Here is a 17,795-nt window from a genome sequence, read left to right on the forward strand (position 1 = left end):
TGGCTGCGCAGATGCTGACGCACGAGCGCGCTGCGCAGCCGGATGAGAGCCGTGCTCAGCTGTAGATGATCGTTCCGACGAGGATGAGCGGGGGCACCGCCACGAGGCAGACGGCGTAGACGGCCGCGCGGACCCGGGAACGTATCATGTCGGCCGCGACGGGGGCTGACAGTCGGGCGATGCGGACGTCCGTCAGATCCGGGTCGTAGTCCTTCGACCCGGCGGCCTGCTTGGCGGACACCTTCGTGAGCGCGCGGACGAACGCCCGGTCCGACACTGAGCGGCGCGCAGCATCGTCCGCCATGATCTCGATCGCTGCGCTCACGGCTTCGAGTGCGGTCCGGGTCGCGGGGAGGAACGGCAGCATGCGATGCCAGGATGCGAACGCGAGGGTCAGGAGGTCATGGCGGAGTCGCAGGTGCTCACGCTCATGGGCCAGCACGGCGTCCCGCTCCTCGTCCTCGAGGAGCGCAAGCAGCCCGGTCGATACGACCGTGGTCCCGGAGCCTCCTGCCACGGAGTACGCGAGGGCGTGATCCGTCTCGATCACCCGTGTCTCGGGTGCCCCCTCACGCGGTTCGGAGACGAGTGACAGGACCTCGCGGTGCCGCGCGCGATGCAGACGCGCGGATCGGGCCTCCCACAGAAGGGAGCCCAGGAGCAGCGCGAGCAGGCCGATGCCGACTGCGAGCAGGGGCCATCGCCACCAGTCGAGCGCATCGTCGAGAGCGATGCCGGGCACGTGGACCAGCGGTGCGAGCGCGAAGGCGATGCAGGCGGAGATGAGCGAGAAGCCGCCCGCGACACCGATCGCCTGCCAGATGATCACGGCTGCGACCGGATCCGCGGTGCGCCGCGAGCGGTTCTGGGCTGCGGCGACGGCTTCCGGGATGGGCCATGCGAGGACGACGGCGAAGGCCGCGAGTGCGAAGCCGACGACGGTCATGGGTCGCACCGGACCAGGGGAGGTCCGGTCGTGTCGAAGGGGTGCGCGTCAGCCCGGGGGGCCATTCGCACGGGCCGTCAGCCGACCTCGGAGTGGCGCGGGGGATCGGTGTGGCGCAGACGGCTGTCCAGAACCCCGCGGAGGAAGGCGGAGTCCGACAGGGACACCGTTCCGAGGAAGCGTGCGAGGACGGCGCGGCGATCCCCGGCCTGGTCGAGGACTTCGGAGAGGAGATCGGAGACGTGCTCTTCCCTGCTCGACGCGGCGCTGTAGAGATGGGGACGGGTGCTGCGGTCGCGGACCACGTACCCCTTCTTCTCAAGGCGCGTGAGGACCGTGTGGACCGTCGTGAGTGCGAGGCCGCGATCCGCCAGGGCGTCTCGCAGTGCGGCGGCGGAGAGACCTTCGCGCTGCGACCACAGGGCGTCCATCACGCCGCGCTCGAGTTCCCCGAGGTTCTCCACCGATTCTCCTTCACTGCTGCACTGAGATGCTGTTCGTGCGCCCGCTGGGCGCGCGCACGCGTAACGATGAATCTATCATGCGGGCCCGGGGCGTCGCCCGACACGCGTTCTCAGAGGGTGTCCGGCTGGCGAGACAGATCTGTGCACTCAGCGAATGGGTTCCTGGGCGGCTGCCGGTCGGCTGTATTCTACGGACTGTAGAAATGGCGGCCTTCGGTCAACGGGGCCGCAGCCGCTCTCAGGAGGCTCCGTGGAACTCGATCCCGTGCTCATCGCGCGCTGGCAGTTCGGCATCACGACCGTGTACCACTTCTGGATGGTGCCGCTCACTCTGGGGCTCGGCGTGCTGGTCGCCGTGCTGCAGACCCGGTGGCACCGCACGGGCAGCGATGTCTGGCTCAGGGCGACGAAGTTCTGGGGCAAGCTCTATCTCATCAACTTCATCATGGGCGTGGCCACCGGCCTCGTCCAGGAGTTCCAGTTCGGCATGGCGTGGAGCGAGTACTCCCGCTTCGTGGGCGACGTCTTCGGTGCCCCGCTGGCGATGGAGGCACTGCTCGCGTTCTTCCTCGAATCGATCTTCATCGGAGTCTGGATCTTCGGCTGGGGACGCATCAGCAGACGCGCGCATCTCACCGTCCTGTGGTGTGCGGTGATCGGATCGTGGATATCCGCGTACTTCATCATCGTCGCGAACTCCTGGATGCAGCATCCGGTCGGCGTGGAGCTCATCGACGGCCGACCGGTCATGACCGACGTCGTCGCGGTGCTCACGAACAGCACCGCTCTGGCTGCGACGAGCCACACTCTCGCGGGTGCACTCTCCGTGGGTGCGGCCCTCCTGCTCGGCATCTCGTGGCACCACCTGTGGCGCCGTCGCGTCGACGGCATCGACACCGTCGACGAGCACGGCCGCGTGATCGTGGGCTCCGCCCCGGACATCCCCGGACGGGACGCTGCGGACTACACCGTGTGGTGGCGGTCCCTGCGGATCGGTGCGTGGGTCGCGGTCTTCTCCTTCGCCGCCGTCGCGCTCACCGGTGACATCCAGGCGAAGCTCATGTACGAGCAGCAGCCCATGAAGATGGCGTCTGCAGAGGCCGCCTGCCACGACGGGACCGCGTTCTCGGTGTTGACGATCGGCGACCTCGAGTCGAACAGCTGCGAGGACGTCACACCGATCATCGAGATCCCCGGCGTCCTGTCGTTCCTCGCGAAGGGGGACGTCGAGACGGACGTCCCCGGCGTGACGTCACTCATCCCGGAGTACCAGGACGCCTACGGCACCCACCTGCCGGAGGACGAGATGTACGGCGAGCGCTCCGGAACGATGATCGACTACCAGCCCTCGATGTTCATCACCTACTGGGGCTTCCGCCTCATGATCGGCTTCGGCGCACTCGCGGCGGCGGCCGCGGTCTTCGCGCTCTTCATCACTCGCAGGGGCACGGTACCCAGATCCAGGTTCCTGTCCCGGCTGGCACTGTGGGGGATCGCGGCGCCGTTCATCGCGAATTCTGCGGGGTGGATCTTCACGGAGATGGGCAGGCAGCCCTTCGTCGTGGCGCCCAACCCCGATCCCAGCGGCATCGACGGCGTGTTCCTCTACACGGCCGCGGCGGTGTCTCCGTCTGTGAGTGCGGCGGAGCTCCTCACCTCGGTCATCCTCCTCACCCTCGTCTACGGAGTGCTCATGGTCTTCGAGCTGAAGCTCATCGTGCAGTACACCCGCGGCGGCGTGGTCTCCGCGATGCCGGAGCTGGGCGAGGACCCTGCGAAGCCCACCCGCGCCAGAGTAGACGGCGATGAGGACGACGTCCTGTCGTTCGCGTACTGAGACCCCTCTTCCGGAGACCAAGGAGACGACATGGCTGACCTGCTGCCCGTGATCTGGTTCGTGCTCATCGCCGTGCTGTGGCTGGGATTCCTCTTCCTCGAGGGCTTCGATCTGGGCGTCGGCATCCTCATGAAGACCTTCGCCCGGGACGAGAGGGAGCGGCGACTGCTCCTCAACACCATCGGTCCGGTGTGGGACGGGAACGAGGTATGGCTCGTCACCGCGGCCGGGGCGATGTTCGCAGCGTTCCCGCTCTGGTACGCGAGCCTGTTCTCCGCTCTCTACCTGCCGCTCACCGTCATGCTCCTGGCACTGATCCTCCGCGCCGTGGCGATCGAGTACCGGGGAAAGCGCGGATACTCGCAGCGCTGGGTCGACGGTTGGACGTGGTGCCTGTCGGGCGGTTCGCTCATGACGGCGTTCTGCGTGGGAGTGATGCTCGCTCTCACGACGACGGGCCTGCCGGTCGACGCGAACGGCGACAACACGGGCGGCGCGTTCGCATGGCTCACGCTGCCAGCGCTCATCGGCGGGGTCGGGACCGTGTGCTTCTCCGTGCTCCACGGGCTCCTGTTCCTCACGCTCAAGACCGACGGGGACGTGCGTCGTCGTGCGCACGCGCTCGCGGCCCGGTGGAGCCCCGTGCTCCTCCTGCCGCTCTTCGGGTGGGCCGTGCTCGTGCAGGTGCAGTCCGACGGGGGAGTCATCGGCTGGTCGCTGACAGGCGTCGCCGCCGTCGCTGCGGTCTATGGGCGGATGCGCCTGCGTGCGGGCGGGGAGACGTCAGCATTCCTGGGGCAGTCCGCATTCCTCGCGGCCGGTGTCGGTGGGATCTTCACCACTGCGTTCCCCGTCGTGCTGCCGTCGACGCTGGACCCCGCATTCGATCTCACGATCCGCACCGCTTCGTCCTCCGAGTACACCTTGGGGGTCATGTTCGGCGTCGCCGTGGTCGGTGTCCCCGCCGTGCTCGCGTACCAGGTCTGGAGCTACTCGGTCTTCGCGAAGCGCCTCACGGTCGATCACGTCCCGCCCGCGCACACCGTGCCCGTCGCGATCCGCGGCCACGCGTCGCTCACGTCCTGAGGAAGGGGCACTGCCTCCATGACAGTCTCCGCCCACGTCCGGCAGTCCGCTCGCGCGGCGACTGCGGGCACCGCCGCCGAGGCCCCCTCCGGCGCCCGTTCCCCGCTGCGACTCGCACTCGACTCTCCGTCGGGACGATTCGGCCTCTGGGCGTCCAGCGCCGTGGCGGCGCTCCAGGCAGCGGGGCTCGTGCTCGTCGCCGATGCGATCGCGCGCGGCATCGTGCGCGCGATGGAGGGAGGTGCACTCAGAGAACCGATCGTGATCGGCATCGTCGGCGTGCTGTGCCAGGCGATCGCCGCCTGGGCGGGGAAGGCTGCCGGCGCCATGAGTTCGGCGGGGGCGAAGACCGGTCTGCGCCGGCGGTTCATCTCACGGGTCTTCGGCGGCACAGGACGCGACGTGCAGGGGACGGACGGAGCACTCGCACTGCTGGCGACCCGATCGCTCGACGAGGTCGACGACTACTTCACTGCGGTGGTGCCGGCGCTCACCGCCAGTGCGGTCGTCCCGCTCGTCGTGGGCGCGCGCATCCTGTGGGCGGACTGGGTGAGCGCTCTCATCGTGGTCCTGACTCTGCCGCTCGTCCCGCTCTTCATGATCCTCATCGGCCAGTACACGGCCGAACGCGTCGAGGACGCGACGAAGTCCCTCGACAGGCTGTCGGGGCACCTCGTGGAACTGGCCCGCGGGGTGCCCGTCCTCGTGGGTCTGGGCCGTCTGCCTGCCCAAGCTGCCGCCCTGCGCGATGTGTCGACCACGTATCGCGACACGACCATGACGACCCTGCGGGTGGCATTCCTGTCCGCCCTGGCGCTCGAACTCATCGCGACGCTGTCCGTCGCTGTCGTCGCGGTGTTCGTGGGCGTACGACTGGTCTACGGGCACATGGGACTCGAAGAGGGGCTGCTCGCACTGGTCCTCGCGCCCGAATGCTACCTGCCGCTGCGCAGGCTGGGAGCCGCCTTCCACTCGACGGAGAACGGTCTGGCCGCCTACGACCGCATGCGGAGCATCATCGATCGACCCGTTGCGCCGTCGCTCACTACCACTGCGAAGAGCAGCATCGCGGTCTCCGACCTCACGGTCCGCTACGAGGGACGGCCGGTCCCGGTGCTCGATCGTGTGAGCGCGGATCTCGGAGCGCGGGGACTCACCGTCCTCACCGGGACCTCCGGAGCGGGGAAGTCGACGCTGCTCTCCGCTCTCGCAGGGCTGCTGCGCAGTGAGGAGGGGATAGAGGCATCCGGAGACGTCCGGGTCCCCGACCGCGTGGCATTCGCCGCGCAGCGACCGGTCACCTTCGCCCGCACGGTGGGAGAGGAGATCGCGCTGCGCCTCCCGGATGATCTGCGCACCGCTGCGGACGAACTCCCGGCACGCAGGGCGGCACTGGCCGCCTGTCTGCGATTCGCATGCCTCCCGGTGGATACGGAGATGCCGTGCACAGCGCTGAGCCCCGGACAGCAGCGGAGGCTGTCGCTGGCGCGCGTCCGTGCATCGGTCATGGCGGGAGCGGGCGTGGTCCTCCTCGACGAGCCCACCGCGCACCTCGACGGGGCGATCGCGGCGCAGGTCCGTGCACAGATCGCGGACCTCGCCGCTGCTGTACCGGTCATCGCGGCGACCCACGACGCGGCACTCGCCGCTCGCGCCGATCGACAGGCCCATGTGGCGGCCGGGCGGGTCAGCGTCGATCAGGTCGATGTCGAGCAGGTCGCCACGGCGCGGGCGAGCCTGCCCCTGCCCTCCGATCGCGCAGCACTCCGACCCGCTGCCCCGGCTGTCACCACTGTCCCGGCTGTCACTGATGTCGCCGTGGGCCCTGACGTCGAGGGACGTCCGCATGAGCACGCGCCCCTCACGGCGGCGGACGCGCCGACGCCTCCATCGAGCGGTCGCCTGTTCACCCGGCTGGTGCGCGCGGTGAACCCCTTCACCCCGAAGTTCCTCTTCGCCGTCCTCTTCGGTGTCCTGTCCACGGCGGCGGGTGCAGCTCTGACGGGCGTGTCCGCATGGCTCATCGTCCGCGCGTCGGCCCAGCCGCCGATCATGTATCTGCTCGTCGCGATCGTCGGGGTCCGCTTCTTCGGCCTGTCCCGTGCGGTCTTCGCCTACGCGCAGAGGCTGTGGCTGCACGACGCGGTCCTCGACGCGCTCACCCTGCTGCGGGTGCGTCTGTGGAACCGCTTCGCACACCGCGGGACTGCGGACCGACGGATCGCACGCGGTGGAGGAGCGCTGCGCTCTCTCATCGCGGACGTCGACGACATCCGCGACATGGTTCCCCGCGTCGTGCTGCCTCCCCTCGTCGCAGTGCTGGTCAGCGCCGCCGCGATCCATGTCCTCTTCGCCATCGATCCGGTGGCAGGAGCAGTCGGGCTGATCGGCCTGGGCGTCGCTCTGGGGCCGGCCTCGTGGGCCGCGCTCGTGGCTGACGGGAGGGCGAGCGCGGTGCGGGTGGACGCCCGCGCAGCCGTGCTGTCCGGCGTCGTGGGGCTCCTCTCCGCTCGCGACGACCTCATCCCGGACGGTGCGTGGAGGGTTCCCGCCGCCGCCTTCGTCGAGCAGGACGGAAGAGCGGCCGCGAGTGAGCGGCGAGCACTCCGCGCGACGGGCGCGGGTGAGGCGGTCGTCATCGCCGCCTGCACGTCCGCAGCCCTGGCGATCCTCGCCCTGCTCGGTCCCACGGTGGCCGGCGGCGGACTCAGCCCGGAGATGCTCGCGGTGGCCGTGCTTCTGCCGCTGGGGCTCACCGACGCGCTCCTCGATTCGCTCGCAGCAGTCCAGCGGTGGCCGGCGCTGCGGACGGTGCTGTCGGGGATCGACGACCTCGATGACCACCAGAGTCCGGGTACTGCCGACAGCGCTGCCTCTGCGAATGCACCGCAGTCGATCCGGACCCTCGCGGTCGAGGACCTCGAACTGCGGTGGCCGGACACGGTCGAACCGGTCCTGAGCGGACTCACCGCGGACTTCCCGATCCCGGGCGCCACTGTCGTGACAGGGCCGTCAGGGTCGGGGAAGACGACGCTCGTGAGTGCTCTTCTGCGGTTCCTCGAACCGTCCGGAGGCCGTGTAATCGTGAACGGGGAGAGTGCAGAGGGACTGGGGCCTGCAGACGTCGCGGGGTGCATCGCATGGTGTCCCCAGGAGGCTCACGTGTTCGACTCGACCCTGCGGGGCAACCTGCTCATCGCCCGATCGCGTGATGAGGCACCGGGTGACGAGGAGCTCACAGACGCGCTCACCCGCGCTGGTCTGGGCACTCTGGTGTCAGAAGTGGGACTGGACGCACGGGTCGGGGCGTCGGGGTCCCGCCTGTCCGGAGGTCAGCGTCAGAGGCTGGCCGTTGCACGGACGCTGCTGGTGGGGGCCGACGTCGTCGTGCTCGACGAACCCACCGCGCACTTGGATCCGCCCACGGCGCACACTCTGCTGAATGATCTCGACGAGGTTCTCGCGGACGTCGGCATGATCCTCGTCTCCCATGACGAGTCGGCAGCGGCCGACCGGGAAGGACGGATTCGCCTCCTCAGTCCTTCCCGCGACCGCCGAACATGATCTCGTCCCAGCTGGGGACCGAGGCGCGTCCGCGGCGACGCTTGGCGGCGTCCGGCGGTGTGAGGTCCTGCGCATCAGCGTCCTCCGCCGAGTATCCTGCGGCGGACTCCTCGCCCCGCTCGGGGACGTCGTCGCTCCCAACAGGATCCGCGGTGCTCGGGACGGTACCGGGGAAGACCTTCGCGGAGGCGGAGGAGAGTGCGTCGTCCGATGCTCCTGCCGAACTGTCCTCCCATCCGGACACTGCGGGGTCGTCGAGCAGGGAGGGATGATCATCGCCCGGTCCGGTCACGGTCTCCGGGGATGAGGATTCGGCGGGAGACGGGCCGGCGGGAGAGGCGTGGCCGGATCCGCCGGAAGCCGGCGGGGCCTCGGGCGCGGGAGGACCGGAACGGGGCGTGCCGATCGGCTCCGTGTGCTGGTCCCGGTGCTGGTCGTGCGACGACGCCCCGGCGTCGCCGTCGGACGACGGCAGCGCGACGATGCTCGCGTCCTGTGCCTCATCCGGGCGGCTGGGCGCGCTGTGTGCTCCGTCGATGGTCCGGTCATCCGCATCGCCGACCAGGCGGAGGCCACCGGAACCGACGTGCGGAGCGTCCTGGCCCACGGGTGCTGCAGTCGGTGAGGCGTCGTCTGCGGGCATGCCGTCAGGGGGAGGGGCGGCATGCCTGATGGGGGAGGGGGCAGGGGCCGGTTCGTCCGCCGGGGCCGGCGCGACGCCGCGTCGACGGCGCAGACTCTCGAGGATCCGTCCCGTCTCGGTCTGCTGGTCGCGGGACGGGCCGCTGCGCGGTGAAGCCGGTGGGAGCGGGTCGCTCGTGCTCCAGCGCCTCTCCGACCCGGAGCCGAAGTCGGGGATCGGCCCGGAGTCGGTGGGGCCGGAGTCGGAGAGCCAGCGGGCCTCATCGTCCTGGGCGACGACGGAGCCGCGCGTGTAGGTCCACCCTGCGGCACGCGGGCGAGACCCGGCCACGAAGGAGAGCTCGACGTACCACGTGCCGTCCTGGCGCTTCCACGCATCCCACTCCATCGACTCGGGGTCGACCTCGCGGAGTCCGAGCCGTTCGAGAGCGAGCTCTGCGAGCGGGGTGGGCGAGCCCGTGTCCGTGTCCGGATAGACGAGCACGCGTCCCGCCTGCTGTGCGGTGTGGCGGCGCTCGTCGAGCACCGGGCGCTCGTAGCGCCGGATGTGTTCGATGTCCTCACCCGTCTCTGCGGCGATGTCCTCCGCCGTCAGGCCGGAGCGGACCATCGCCTGGATCGCGCGGGGGCGCAGTGCGTCTCCGCGGGGGGACTCGGACGCGTACGCGCGGCGAGCGCGTCGGACGGCGCCGATGACAGCGTCGTCCACGGGCAGTCGATGCTCCGCGCCCGTCGGGTCGACGAGGACCAGTGCATCCTCGTCATCCGTCAGCCCGCGCAGGGTCAACTGGGTCATCGTGGGTTCCTCCTCGCACGTCACGGCTGGCTCCGATCGTGTCACGGACTCGCACCTGCGGGCCGGATCTGCGTCCGCGAGTCGCAGATCGGACCACGGTGTGAGACCTGTCCTCCTGCGAACCGAGCCCGGCCCGCCGCCCCGCTGCGAGCGGATACCCTGGTGCCTGTGACTGACACACACCTTGAACCATTCGACGCGGTCGTCCTCATGTCCTTCGGCGGGCCGGAGAAGGACGAGGACGTGCTCCCGTTCCTCCAGAACGTCACAGCGGGCCGCGGCATACCGGACGAACGACTCGTCGAGGTCGGCGAGCACTACTACGGATTCGGCGGACGATCGCCGATCAACGATCAGAACCGTGCGCTGCTCGCAGCGCTCGAGCAGGAGATGGCGGGACGCGGCCTGCGCACACCGATCGTGTGGGGCAACCGCAACTGGGAGCCGTACCTGACCGATGCGGCACGTGCGCTGGCGCAGGACAGCGGCCGAGCGCGCCTGCTCGCGATCGATACATCCGCCTACTCGAGCTATTCGTCCTGCCGGCAGTACCGCGAGGACTTCGCGGGGACGGTGAGGACTCTGGCCGACGAGGGTCTGAAGGTCGAGTTCGACAAGATCCGCCAGTACTACAACCACCCCGGATTCGCACAGGCGGAACTCGCCTGCGTGCGGGAGGGGCTCGATCAGCTCGAACAGCTCACCGGCGGGCTCGACGCACAGCGCCAGAAGATCCTCTACGTGACGCACTCGATCCCCGATGCCATGGAGACCGCGTCGCAGAGGCGGACTGCGGGATACGAGGCACAGCACCGCCAGCTCATCGAGTGGGTGACGGGTGGGCTGGGCGAGCGCGCAGTGCTCGAATCGGAGCTCGTCTTCTGCTCACGGTCCGGAGCCCCCCATATTCCGTGGTCGGAGCCGGACGTGAATGACCGGATGGAGGAGCTTGCAGAGCAGGGCATCACCGGCGTGATGCTGGTGCCTATGGGCTTCGTGTCCGATCACATGGAGGTCAAGTACGACCTCGACACGGAAGCGAAGGAGACTGCCCGGAGGCTGGGGATGGATTTCGTCCGCGCAGGGACCGTCGGTGTGCGGCCCGACTTCGTCGCGGGGCTCGTCGACCTCCTGCAGGAGAGGGCAGCGCAGGTCCGCGGAGACGATGTGGACGCCCCGGCCGTCACAGCGGAGGGACCTCTGGTCCCCGGCTCCGGTACGTGTGCGATCGACTGCTGCCTGGGCGCCGTCGACAGGCCCACCCACCCGTCCTGGGCCTCCTGAGGGTCGCTCTCCCCTGAGCGGACGGAGGGACCCACCCGGATGATCATCCGGGTGGGGCCCTCCGTCTGCTCAGGCAGTGCTGTCGTCAGGGGAGGGGATGATCGGGATCGCGCCCGTCTCCACTGCGAGGACGGCCTCCAGTTCTGTGGTGTCCACATCACTGCGGCCGGCGATGTCGACGAGTGTCTCGAGGTCGCCGAGCAGCAGCTCCTCCTCGTGCTGGTCCTCGTCTTCGCGTGCTGCGGCGAGCCGGTGCCGCAGTTCGGCGATGCGTTCGTCGAGACCGCTTCGGAACCTGCTCATGACTACTCCTTCCATGCGGCGACCGCACGGTCGGAGGCCCGCGCGGTCAGCTCCTGCGAACAGGGAGTCGCAGAGCCTTCTCCCCGGAATCCTCCCATGCGACCCTTGGTGGATCCTGGTGGCGAACCGGTCCACTCGTGAATCGGACGTGAATCACACAAGATTCTTCGCTTCTCCTCTTGCGCGGTCAGGGGTGTCCGTGCAGAATGCAGGGGACACAGCCGGAGGCGGGTTTCAACCACCTCCCGACAGCCCCGAATTCCCGGAGAGTGATCACGCCAGATGGCAACCGACTACGATGCGCCGAAGAAGCAGGACGAGGAACTCAGCAACGACTCGCTCGAAGAGCTGAAGGCGCAGCGAAACCAGCAGATGGCGAGCCAGGTTGACGAGGACGAGGCCGCCGTTGCTGAAGGATTCGAGCTGCCTGGCGCAGACCTCTCGAATGAAGAGCTGTCCGTGCGCGTGCTCCCGAAGCAGAACGACGAGTTCACCTGCATGGAGTGCTTCCTGGTCCGGCACCGTTCGCAGCTGGCGGACGCCGACGAGATGATCTGCACCGACTGCGCGGGGTGACGCTCCGACCGGATCGGGTGACCGATCCGACACTTTCTCAGGCGGAGGCGACTCCCGGGACTGCTGTGTGAAGGGGGAGGGACCGCGATCGCGGTCCCTCCCCCTTCCTGCTGTGTCCATGCGCACGTGGACACAGCATCCGGACTCAGACTGTGCGGGGCGACGGCGACAGGAGCGCGGCCAACGACTGCGGGTGCCGGGTGGAGACCAGCCAGTACGGAGTGGGATCGGACGGGTCGGCGATCTCGATGCGCACGACGGTCTTGACCCACGGACGCAGCATCAGGAAGGCCCGCACGTCCAGCAGATGACCGCGCTGAGCGAAGGATCCCGAGGCGTCGAAGCCGGTGACGTCGCTGATGAAGCTCCTCTCGATCCGTGCAGGTCCCGCGACGAGCGAATCCTCGGTCACGACGACACGTGCGGACAGCGATCGCATCCAGACGATCACGCCCGCGGCCACGAGGAGCGGCAGAACGACGGCTCCCACCTGCGAGATCGGAAGTGCCAGGAGGGATGTCATCGCGGACAGGAGCATCAGCGCGATCCACCAGCCGGCGCTGGGGGAGAGGCGTTCGCTGTACACAGTCGTCGAGGTGGCGGTCATGGCCTCATCTTCCCATACGGCTGCAGGCGGTCAGGCGCTGTGTAGAGTGGCGCCGTGACTGATGAGAGAGACGACCAGGGCGAGAGGCCCGACGTGCGTGTGAAGGTGCTGAGTGCGGATGCGGTCGTACCCGCATACGCGCACGAGGGCGACGCCGGGGCCGATCTGTATGCGGCAGAGGGCGTCGAGCTGGCGCCCTTCGCGCGGGCAGTCGTCGCGACCGGAGTGGCGATCGCGCTGCCGGCCGGCCACGCGGGTTTCATCCACCCCCGCTCGGGGCTCTCCTCGAAGCACGGAGTCACGGTGGTGAACGCTCCCGGCACGATCGATGCCGGATATCGCGGCGAGATCAAGGTGCCGCTCATCAACCTCGACCCGCACACGACCTATACCGTGGCGCGGGGAGACCGCATCGCCCAGCTCGTGGTCCAGGCCGTCGCACACGCGCGCTTCCGCACCGTCGACGCACTCGAGGACACCGGCCGGGGCGCCGGCGGGTTCGGCTCGACCGGCGGCTTCTCCACGTCGGAGTGACTGTACGTCGCCACCGCCGGCCGTGACGCGCGTCGCGGCGGCACTAGACTCGTGAGTGCACTGCCGAAGGAAGGATCCATGGGACTTTTCGACCGATTCAAGAAGGAGCGTCCGGACGTCACGTCTGCGGACGCTGACGACGTGCCCGATGTCACGGAGGACGTCGACGCTCCGGGGGACGCCGACGCCGCGAGTGCGGATGCGCCTGCTGAGGACGACGAGATCGTCGTCGACCCCAAGGAGGCCCCCCGGGATCGCGCGGAGGCGGGCCCCTTCGACGTCGACGACGCGGTGCCTGAACGCCACCGTCTGACGATGGGTGCTCTCGCAGTGCCGGTGCTGGACGGCATGCAGATCCGACTCGAGACGGAAGACAAGACGGACCGCGTGCTCGGTGTCACCATGGTGCACGGCAAGGCGGCGATGCAGCTGCAGGTCTTCGCCGCTCCGCGCGGCGAGGGCATCTGGAAGTCGATCCGCGAGGAGATCGCGGACGGTGTGCGTCGTCGCCGGGGGAAGGCCGACGAGCTCTACACCGACCTCGGGAACGAGCTCGTCTGTCAGGTGCCCGTGCGTGCCAAGGACGGACGCACGGGCGTCCGCGTGACGCGCTTCGCGGGCATCGACGGCCCGCGCTGGTTCCTCCGCGCCGTCTTCTCCGGCACCGCAGTCACGGAGAAGGAGTCGCGGGCGGAACTGGTCGACCTGCTCCGCGGCGTCGTCGTCGATCGGGGCAGTGAGGCGATGCCTCCGCGCGAGCTGATCGCTCTCACGCCGCCGAACATCACGGCTTCGGCGACGGCGGGGGCCGAACAGTCGGATGCCGAGCCCGGAGACGCAGACGACCTGAACCCGTTCGAGCGCGGTCCGGAGATCGCGGAAGTCCGCTGACCGGGATATCGCAGGGAGCGCAGATGAGTGGACGCGACCGTGTGACCCTCGAGATCCTCAGGCCCGCCGCCGGCGGTGAGTCCCTCGCGCACCACGACGGCCGCACGGTCTTCGTCTCCGGGGCGATCCCCGGAGAGACCGTCTGCGCGGAGATCACCGGGGACTCCCGCCGTGTGCTCCGTGCGAGGACGGTGGATGTGCTCGAGCCCTCGCCCCACCGCATCGCCGACCGCCGCGCGGCGCTCGGCGTACCGGGGGCGGGGGGCCTCGAGTTCGCGCATGTCGCGCTGGATCACTCCCGTGTCCTCAAGGAACAGGCGGCGGCCGATCAGCTGGAGCGCATCGGCGGTCTCGACCCTGCGTCCATCGGTTTCCGCGTCCTGCCGGCGCCGACGGAGGCCGCGGGGGATCCCCGGAGTCGCGAAGCCGGCCTGAACGGGACGGCATGGCGCACGCGGGTGCAGAGCGCGGTCGATGCGCACGGTCGCCTCGGCATGCTGGCTCCCGGCAGCCACACGGTGATCCCCTACGACGCCGGGGTCATCCCGCTGGCGATCGACGACGTGAATGCGCTGGGACTCACCGACCTCCGTCTCCCCGGAGTCACACGCGTCGAAGTCGCGGCGGGACACAGTTCGGGCGCGATCGTCCTGCGTGGAGCCGCTGCGGGCGAGCACGTCGACGCGGTGGCCGAGCGCGCACGCGATCAGCCCGGCGAGTGGAGTGTCCTCGCAGAGGCGGGGACTCCTGCGCGGCGCAGAGGCGCGCGCAACCGCGGCGGTGGATCCGCTCGCCCCCTCCGCGCTGTCCGAGGAGACGGCTGGGTCCGGGAACGGGTGCCGGGGGTCGAGCGCGACCTGCGGGTTCGGGGTGACGGGTTCTGGCAGGTGCACCGCGATGCGGCCGGCGTGCTCGTGGCGTCGGTGCGCTCCGCTGTCGGCGATCCGGACGATGGGAGCGTGCTCGACCTGTACTGCGGTGCGGGCCTGCTGGGGATCGGGCTCGCGGAGCAGGGGCATTCCATCACGGGGATCGAAGGCTCCGCGCAGGCGGTGGCCGACGCCGTCGCGAACGCCCGCGGCCTGGATGCACGCTTCGACGTGGGGCGTGTGGAGGCCGCGGCGGAATTCGCCGCTGCGCGCACAGCGGTGCTCGACCCGCCGCGCACGGGCGCCGGGCCTGCTGTGGTGGATGCGCTCCTCGCCTCACCCGTGCAGCGGATCGTCCACGTGTCATGTGACGGCGCCACCCTCGCGCGAGACCTGAAGAGGCTCGTGGCCGGTGGCTGCAGGGTCTCGAATGTGGTCGCGCACGACCTCTTCCCCCTCACCGGGCACCTGGAGTTCGTCGCAGTCGTCGACCGCTGACCCTGCGATTCCGGCGGCAAGCCGAGGGGCGAATGGCCGCGGGCATCCGGACACGATAGAATGTATCTTGACATCAAGATACTTTACGGAACATCCGCATTGCCTAATTCGGCAGGCGCGGTCATCCGCGAGTGTCGAGAGCTGCAGAAGAGGAGAAACACGTTGAGCAACGTCGACAGTTTCACGTCCAAGAGCATGCTTGAGGTCAACGGCAAGAACTACGAGATCTTCCGCCTCGACGCGGTGGAGGGCTCGCAGAAGCTTCCGTTCAGCCTCAAGGTGCTGCTCGAAAACCTCCTGCGGACGGAGGACGGCGCGAACATCACCGCCGATCACATCCGCACACTGGCGTCGTGGGATCCGACGGCCGATCCCAGCCACGAGATCCAGTTCACCCCCGCACGCGTGGTCATGCAGGACTTCACGGGTGTGCCCTGCATCGTCGACCTCGCCACGATGCGCGAAGCTGTCAAGGAGCTGGGCGGGGACGCCGACAAGGTGAACCCGCTCGCGCCCGCCGAACTCGTCATCGACCACTCCGTGCAGATCGATTCGTTCGGCAACACGAACGCCATCGAGCGCAACATGGACATCGAGTATCAGCGCAACGGCGAGCGCTACCAGTTCCTGCGGTGGGGCCAGACGGCCTTCGACGACTTCAAGGTCGTCCCCCCGGGCATGGGCATCGTCCACCAGGTGAACATCGAGTACCTGGCACGGGTCATCATGCCGCGCGAGGTCGACGGTGTGCTGCGCGCGTACCCGGATACCCTCGTGGGCACCGACTCCCACACCACCATGGTGAACGGCCTGGGTGTCCTGGGCTGGGGCGTGGGCGGCATCGAGGCGGAGGCCGCGATGCTCGGTCAGCCGGTGTCGATGCTGATCCCGCCGGTCGTGGGCTTCAAGCTCACCGGTGGGATCCCGTCCGGCGTGACGGCGACGGACGTCGTCCTCACGATCACGGACATGCTCCGCCAGCACGGAGTCGTCGGGAAGTTCGTCGAGTTCTACGGCAAGGGCGTCTCCGCCGTCCCGCTCGCGAACCGCGCGACGATCGGCAACATGAGCCCCGAGTTCGGCTCCACCGCCGCGATGTTCCCGATCGACGAGGTGACGCTGGACTACCTCCGTCTCACCGGCCGTGACGAGGACCAGATGGCGCTCGTGGAGACGTACGCGAAGGAGCAGGGCCTCTGGCACGATCCGGAGGCCGAGATCGAGTTCTCCGAGTACCTCGAACTGGATCTGTCGACGGTCGTGCCGTCGATCTCCGGTCCGAAGCGCCCTCAGGACCGCATCGAGCTGTCCGATGCGAAGTCGCAGTTCGCGAAGGACATCCACAACTACGCGCAGCCCGGCGATGAGCAGAAGTCCGCTCCTGTCGCCACTGCCGACGGTCGTGAGTTCGAGCTGACGAACGGCGCGGTCGCGATCGCATCGATCACGTCCTGCACGAACACCTCGAACCCGTCCGTCATGATGGCGGCCGGTCTGGTGGCGCGGAAGGCCCGTGAGAAGGGGCTCAGCTCGAAGCCGTGGGTGAAGACGTCGATCGCCCCCGGGTCGAAGGTCGTCACGGAGTACTACGAGAAGGCCGGCCTCATCCCGGACCTCGAGGCGCTCAACTTCTACATCGTCGGCTACGGCTGCACGACGTGCATCGGCAACTCGGGCCCGCTCGAGGAGGAGATCTCGCAGTCCATCCAGGACAACGACCTCTCCGTCTCCGCCGTGCTGTCCGGCAACCGCAACTTCGAGGGCCGCATCAGCCCCGACGTGAAGATGAACTACCTCGCGTCGCCTCCCCTCGTCATCGCCTACGCACTGGCCGGCACGATGGACTTCGACTTCGAGGGTCAGCCGCTGGGACAGGACACGGACGGCAACGATGTCTACCTCAAGGACATCTGGCCGGCGCCCGAAGAGATCGAGGAGCTCATCCAGTCCTCGATCAGCACGGACATGTTCACGTCCGAGTACGGGACGATCTTCGACGGTGACCACCGCTGGAAGGAGCTCGACACCCCGTCGGGCAACGTCTTCGAGTGGGAGGACAGCTCCACCTACGTGCGGAAGCCTCCATACTTCGACGGCATGACCCTCGAGACGACCCCTGTCGAGGACGTCAAGGGTGCCCGTGTCCTGGCGAAGCTCGGCGACTCCGTCACGACCGACCACATCTCCCCGGCCGGCTCCTTCAAGGCGGACACCCCCGCCGGCAGGTACCTCGTGGAGAACGGCGTCGAGCGCAAGGACTTCAACTCCTACGGCTCGCGCCGCGGCAACCACGAAGTGATGATCCGCGGCACGTTCGCGAACATCCGTCTCCAGAACCAGCTCCTGGACGGTGTGCAGGGCGGCTTCACCCGCGACTTCACGCAGGAGGGCGCACCCCAGACGACGATCTACGACGCGTCGCAGAACTACCAGGCCGCCGGCATCCCGCTGGTGGTCCTGGGCGGCAAGGAGTACGGCTCCGGCTCGTCGCGCGACTGGGCCGCGAAGGGCACCAAGCTCCTGGGCGTCTCAGCTGTCATCACGGAGAGCTTCGAGCGCATCCACCGCTCGAACCTCATCGGCATGGGCGTGCTGCCGATGCAGTTCCCCGCAGGCGAGAGCGCGGAGTCCCTGGGCCTCGACGGCACGGAGACGTTCGACATCTCCGGTGTCACGAAGCTCAACGAGGGCACGACTCCGTCGACCCTCCACGTGACGGCGACGAAGGACGACGGCTCCACAGTCGAGTTCGACGCGGTGCTCCGCATCGACACCCCCGGCGAGGCGGACTACTACCGCAACGGCGGCATCCTCCAGTACGTCCTGCGTCAGCTCGCGACCGCGTGATCTGAGATCCGTGGGCGTCAGCGATCCCCACGGATGATCACCGGCTGCGGC

The 17,795-nt window shown here is 68.8% G+C and carries 14 protein-coding genes; 9 read left to right on the top strand and 5 right to left on the bottom strand.

Annotated features, from left to right (window positions below):
- Positions 1-55: 55 nt before the first annotated feature.
- Together BJEO58_RS10940 and BJEO58_RS10945 are read right to left on the bottom strand one after the other, a co-directional pair.
- The gene (locus BJEO58_RS10940) at positions 56-946 is read right to left on the bottom strand and encodes a M56 family metallopeptidase (protein ID WP_101589513.1); all 891 of its coding nucleotides are present in this window, start codon (positions 944-946) and stop codon (positions 56-58) included.
- 77 nt (positions 947-1,023) lie between these two features.
- A complete protein-coding gene (locus tag BJEO58_RS10945) occupies positions 1,024-1,410 on the bottom strand; it encodes a BlaI/MecI/CopY family transcriptional regulator (RefSeq protein ID WP_101589514.1) in 387 nt (128 codons plus the stop codon).
- A gap of 250 nt (positions 1,411-1,660) precedes the next feature.
- Here BJEO58_RS10945 and BJEO58_RS10950 point away from each other — a divergent pair, with 250 nt between their 5' ends.
- Genes BJEO58_RS10950 through cydC form a run of 3 tightly spaced genes read left to right on the top strand, consistent with a single transcriptional unit; the run spans position 1,661 to position 7,897 of the window.
- The gene (locus BJEO58_RS10950; RefSeq protein ID WP_257904210.1) at positions 1,661-3,247 is read left to right on the top strand and encodes a cytochrome ubiquinol oxidase subunit I; all 1,587 of its coding nucleotides are present in this window, start codon (positions 1,661-1,663) and stop codon (positions 3,245-3,247) included.
- 30 nt (positions 3,248-3,277) lie between these two features.
- On the top strand, positions 3,278-4,333 hold the full coding sequence (gene cydB, locus BJEO58_RS10955) for a cytochrome d ubiquinol oxidase subunit II (protein ID WP_101589516.1): 1,056 nt from the start codon (positions 3,278-3,280) through the stop codon (positions 4,331-4,333).
- Positions 4,334-4,351: 18 nt separating this feature from the next.
- Entirely contained in the window at positions 4,352-7,897 is a 3,546-nt protein-coding gene (cydC, locus tag BJEO58_RS10960; protein ID WP_246075985.1) for a thiol reductant ABC exporter subunit CydC, read from the top strand.
- Here the strand turns inward: cydC and sepH are convergent.
- Positions 7,869-9,335 carry a septation protein SepH gene (sepH, locus tag BJEO58_RS10965; RefSeq protein ID WP_101589517.1) on the bottom strand — a complete coding sequence of 489 codons (1,467 nt, stop codon included), beginning with the start codon at positions 9,333-9,335 and terminating at the stop codon, positions 7,869-7,871. The two genes, cydC and sepH, sit on opposite strands and share 29 nt — an antisense overlap.
- A 168-nt stretch (positions 9,336-9,503) precedes the next feature.
- On the opposite strand from sepH, the gene BJEO58_RS10970 reads away from it, so the two are divergent.
- Positions 9,504-10,619, top strand: coding sequence for a ferrochelatase (locus BJEO58_RS10970; RefSeq protein WP_101589518.1), 1,116 nt, complete (start codon positions 9,504-9,506; stop codon positions 10,617-10,619).
- Between the two features lie 69 nt (positions 10,620-10,688).
- Here the strand turns inward: BJEO58_RS10970 and BJEO58_RS10975 are convergent, their stop codons facing one another.
- Positions 10,689-10,922: a hypothetical protein gene (locus BJEO58_RS10975; RefSeq protein WP_101589519.1), complete on the bottom strand. Its 234-nt coding sequence runs from the start codon at positions 10,920-10,922 to the stop codon at positions 10,689-10,691.
- Between the two features lie 282 nt (positions 10,923-11,204).
- On the opposite strand from BJEO58_RS10975, the gene BJEO58_RS10980 reads away from it, so the two are divergent.
- The gene (locus BJEO58_RS10980) at positions 11,205-11,498 is read left to right on the top strand and encodes a DUF4193 domain-containing protein (RefSeq protein WP_101589520.1); all 294 of its coding nucleotides are present in this window, start codon (positions 11,205-11,207) and stop codon (positions 11,496-11,498) included.
- A 145-nt stretch (positions 11,499-11,643) separates the two neighbouring features.
- Here BJEO58_RS10980 and BJEO58_RS10985 read toward each other — a convergent pair whose 3' ends face one another.
- Complete coding sequence (locus tag BJEO58_RS10985; protein WP_101589521.1) at positions 11,644-12,105, bottom strand: DUF3093 domain-containing protein; 462 nt, start codon at positions 12,103-12,105, stop codon at positions 11,644-11,646.
- 54 nt (positions 12,106-12,159) lie between these two features.
- Between BJEO58_RS10985 and dut the strand changes: the two genes are divergently transcribed.
- From dut to acnA, 4 genes are all read left to right on the top strand, one after another.
- The gene (dut, locus tag BJEO58_RS10990) at positions 12,160-12,639 is read left to right on the top strand and encodes a dUTP diphosphatase (protein WP_180951917.1); all 480 of its coding nucleotides are present in this window, start codon (positions 12,160-12,162) and stop codon (positions 12,637-12,639) included.
- Between the two features lie 78 nt (positions 12,640-12,717).
- Complete coding sequence (locus BJEO58_RS10995; RefSeq protein ID WP_101589522.1) at positions 12,718-13,530, top strand: DUF3710 domain-containing protein; 813 nt, start codon at positions 12,718-12,720, stop codon at positions 13,528-13,530.
- Positions 13,531-13,553: 23 nt separating this feature from the next.
- Entirely contained in the window at positions 13,554-14,897 is a 1,344-nt protein-coding gene (locus tag BJEO58_RS11000) for a class I SAM-dependent RNA methyltransferase (RefSeq protein WP_101589523.1), read from the top strand.
- Between the two features lie 162 nt (positions 14,898-15,059).
- The gene (acnA, locus tag BJEO58_RS11005; protein WP_101589524.1) at positions 15,060-17,744 is read left to right on the top strand and encodes an aconitate hydratase AcnA; all 2,685 of its coding nucleotides are present in this window, start codon (positions 15,060-15,062) and stop codon (positions 17,742-17,744) included.
- Positions 17,745-17,795 lie beyond the last annotated feature (51 nt).

The organism is Brevibacterium jeotgali (genome assembly GCF_900169175.1).
In the GTDB taxonomy this organism is placed as follows: Bacteria; Actinomycetota; Actinomycetes; order Actinomycetales; family Brevibacteriaceae; genus Brevibacterium; species Brevibacterium jeotgali.

Bases quoted from the DNA above. Each gene is read 5' to 3' on its own strand.
- BJEO58_RS11000 (WP_101589523.1), top strand. From the start codon at position 13,554: ATGAGTGGACGCGACCGTGTGACCCTCGAGATCCTCAGGCCCGCCGCC.
- BJEO58_RS10980 (WP_101589520.1), top strand. From the start codon at position 11,205: ATGGCAACCGACTACGATGCGCCGAAGAAGCAGGACGAGGAACTCAGC.
- sepH (WP_101589517.1), bottom strand. From the start codon at position 9,335: ATGACCCAGTTGACCCTGCGCGGGCTGACGGATGACGAGGATGCACTG.
- cydB (WP_101589516.1), top strand. From the start codon at position 3,278: ATGGCTGACCTGCTGCCCGTGATCTGGTTCGTGCTCATCGCCGTGCTG.
- BJEO58_RS10975 (WP_101589519.1), bottom strand. From the start codon at position 10,922: ATGAGCAGGTTCCGAAGCGGTCTCGACGAACGCATCGCCGAACTGCGG.
- cydC (WP_246075985.1), top strand. From the start codon at position 4,352: ATGACAGTCTCCGCCCACGTCCGGCAGTCCGCTCGCGCGGCGACTGCG.
- BJEO58_RS10940 (WP_101589513.1), bottom strand. From the start codon at position 946: ATGACCGTCGTCGGCTTCGCACTCGCGGCCTTCGCCGTCGTCCTCGCA.
- BJEO58_RS10985 (WP_101589521.1), bottom strand. From the start codon at position 12,105: ATGACCGCCACCTCGACGACTGTGTACAGCGAACGCCTCTCCCCCAGC.
- BJEO58_RS10995 (WP_101589522.1), top strand. From the start codon at position 12,718: ATGGGACTTTTCGACCGATTCAAGAAGGAGCGTCCGGACGTCACGTCT.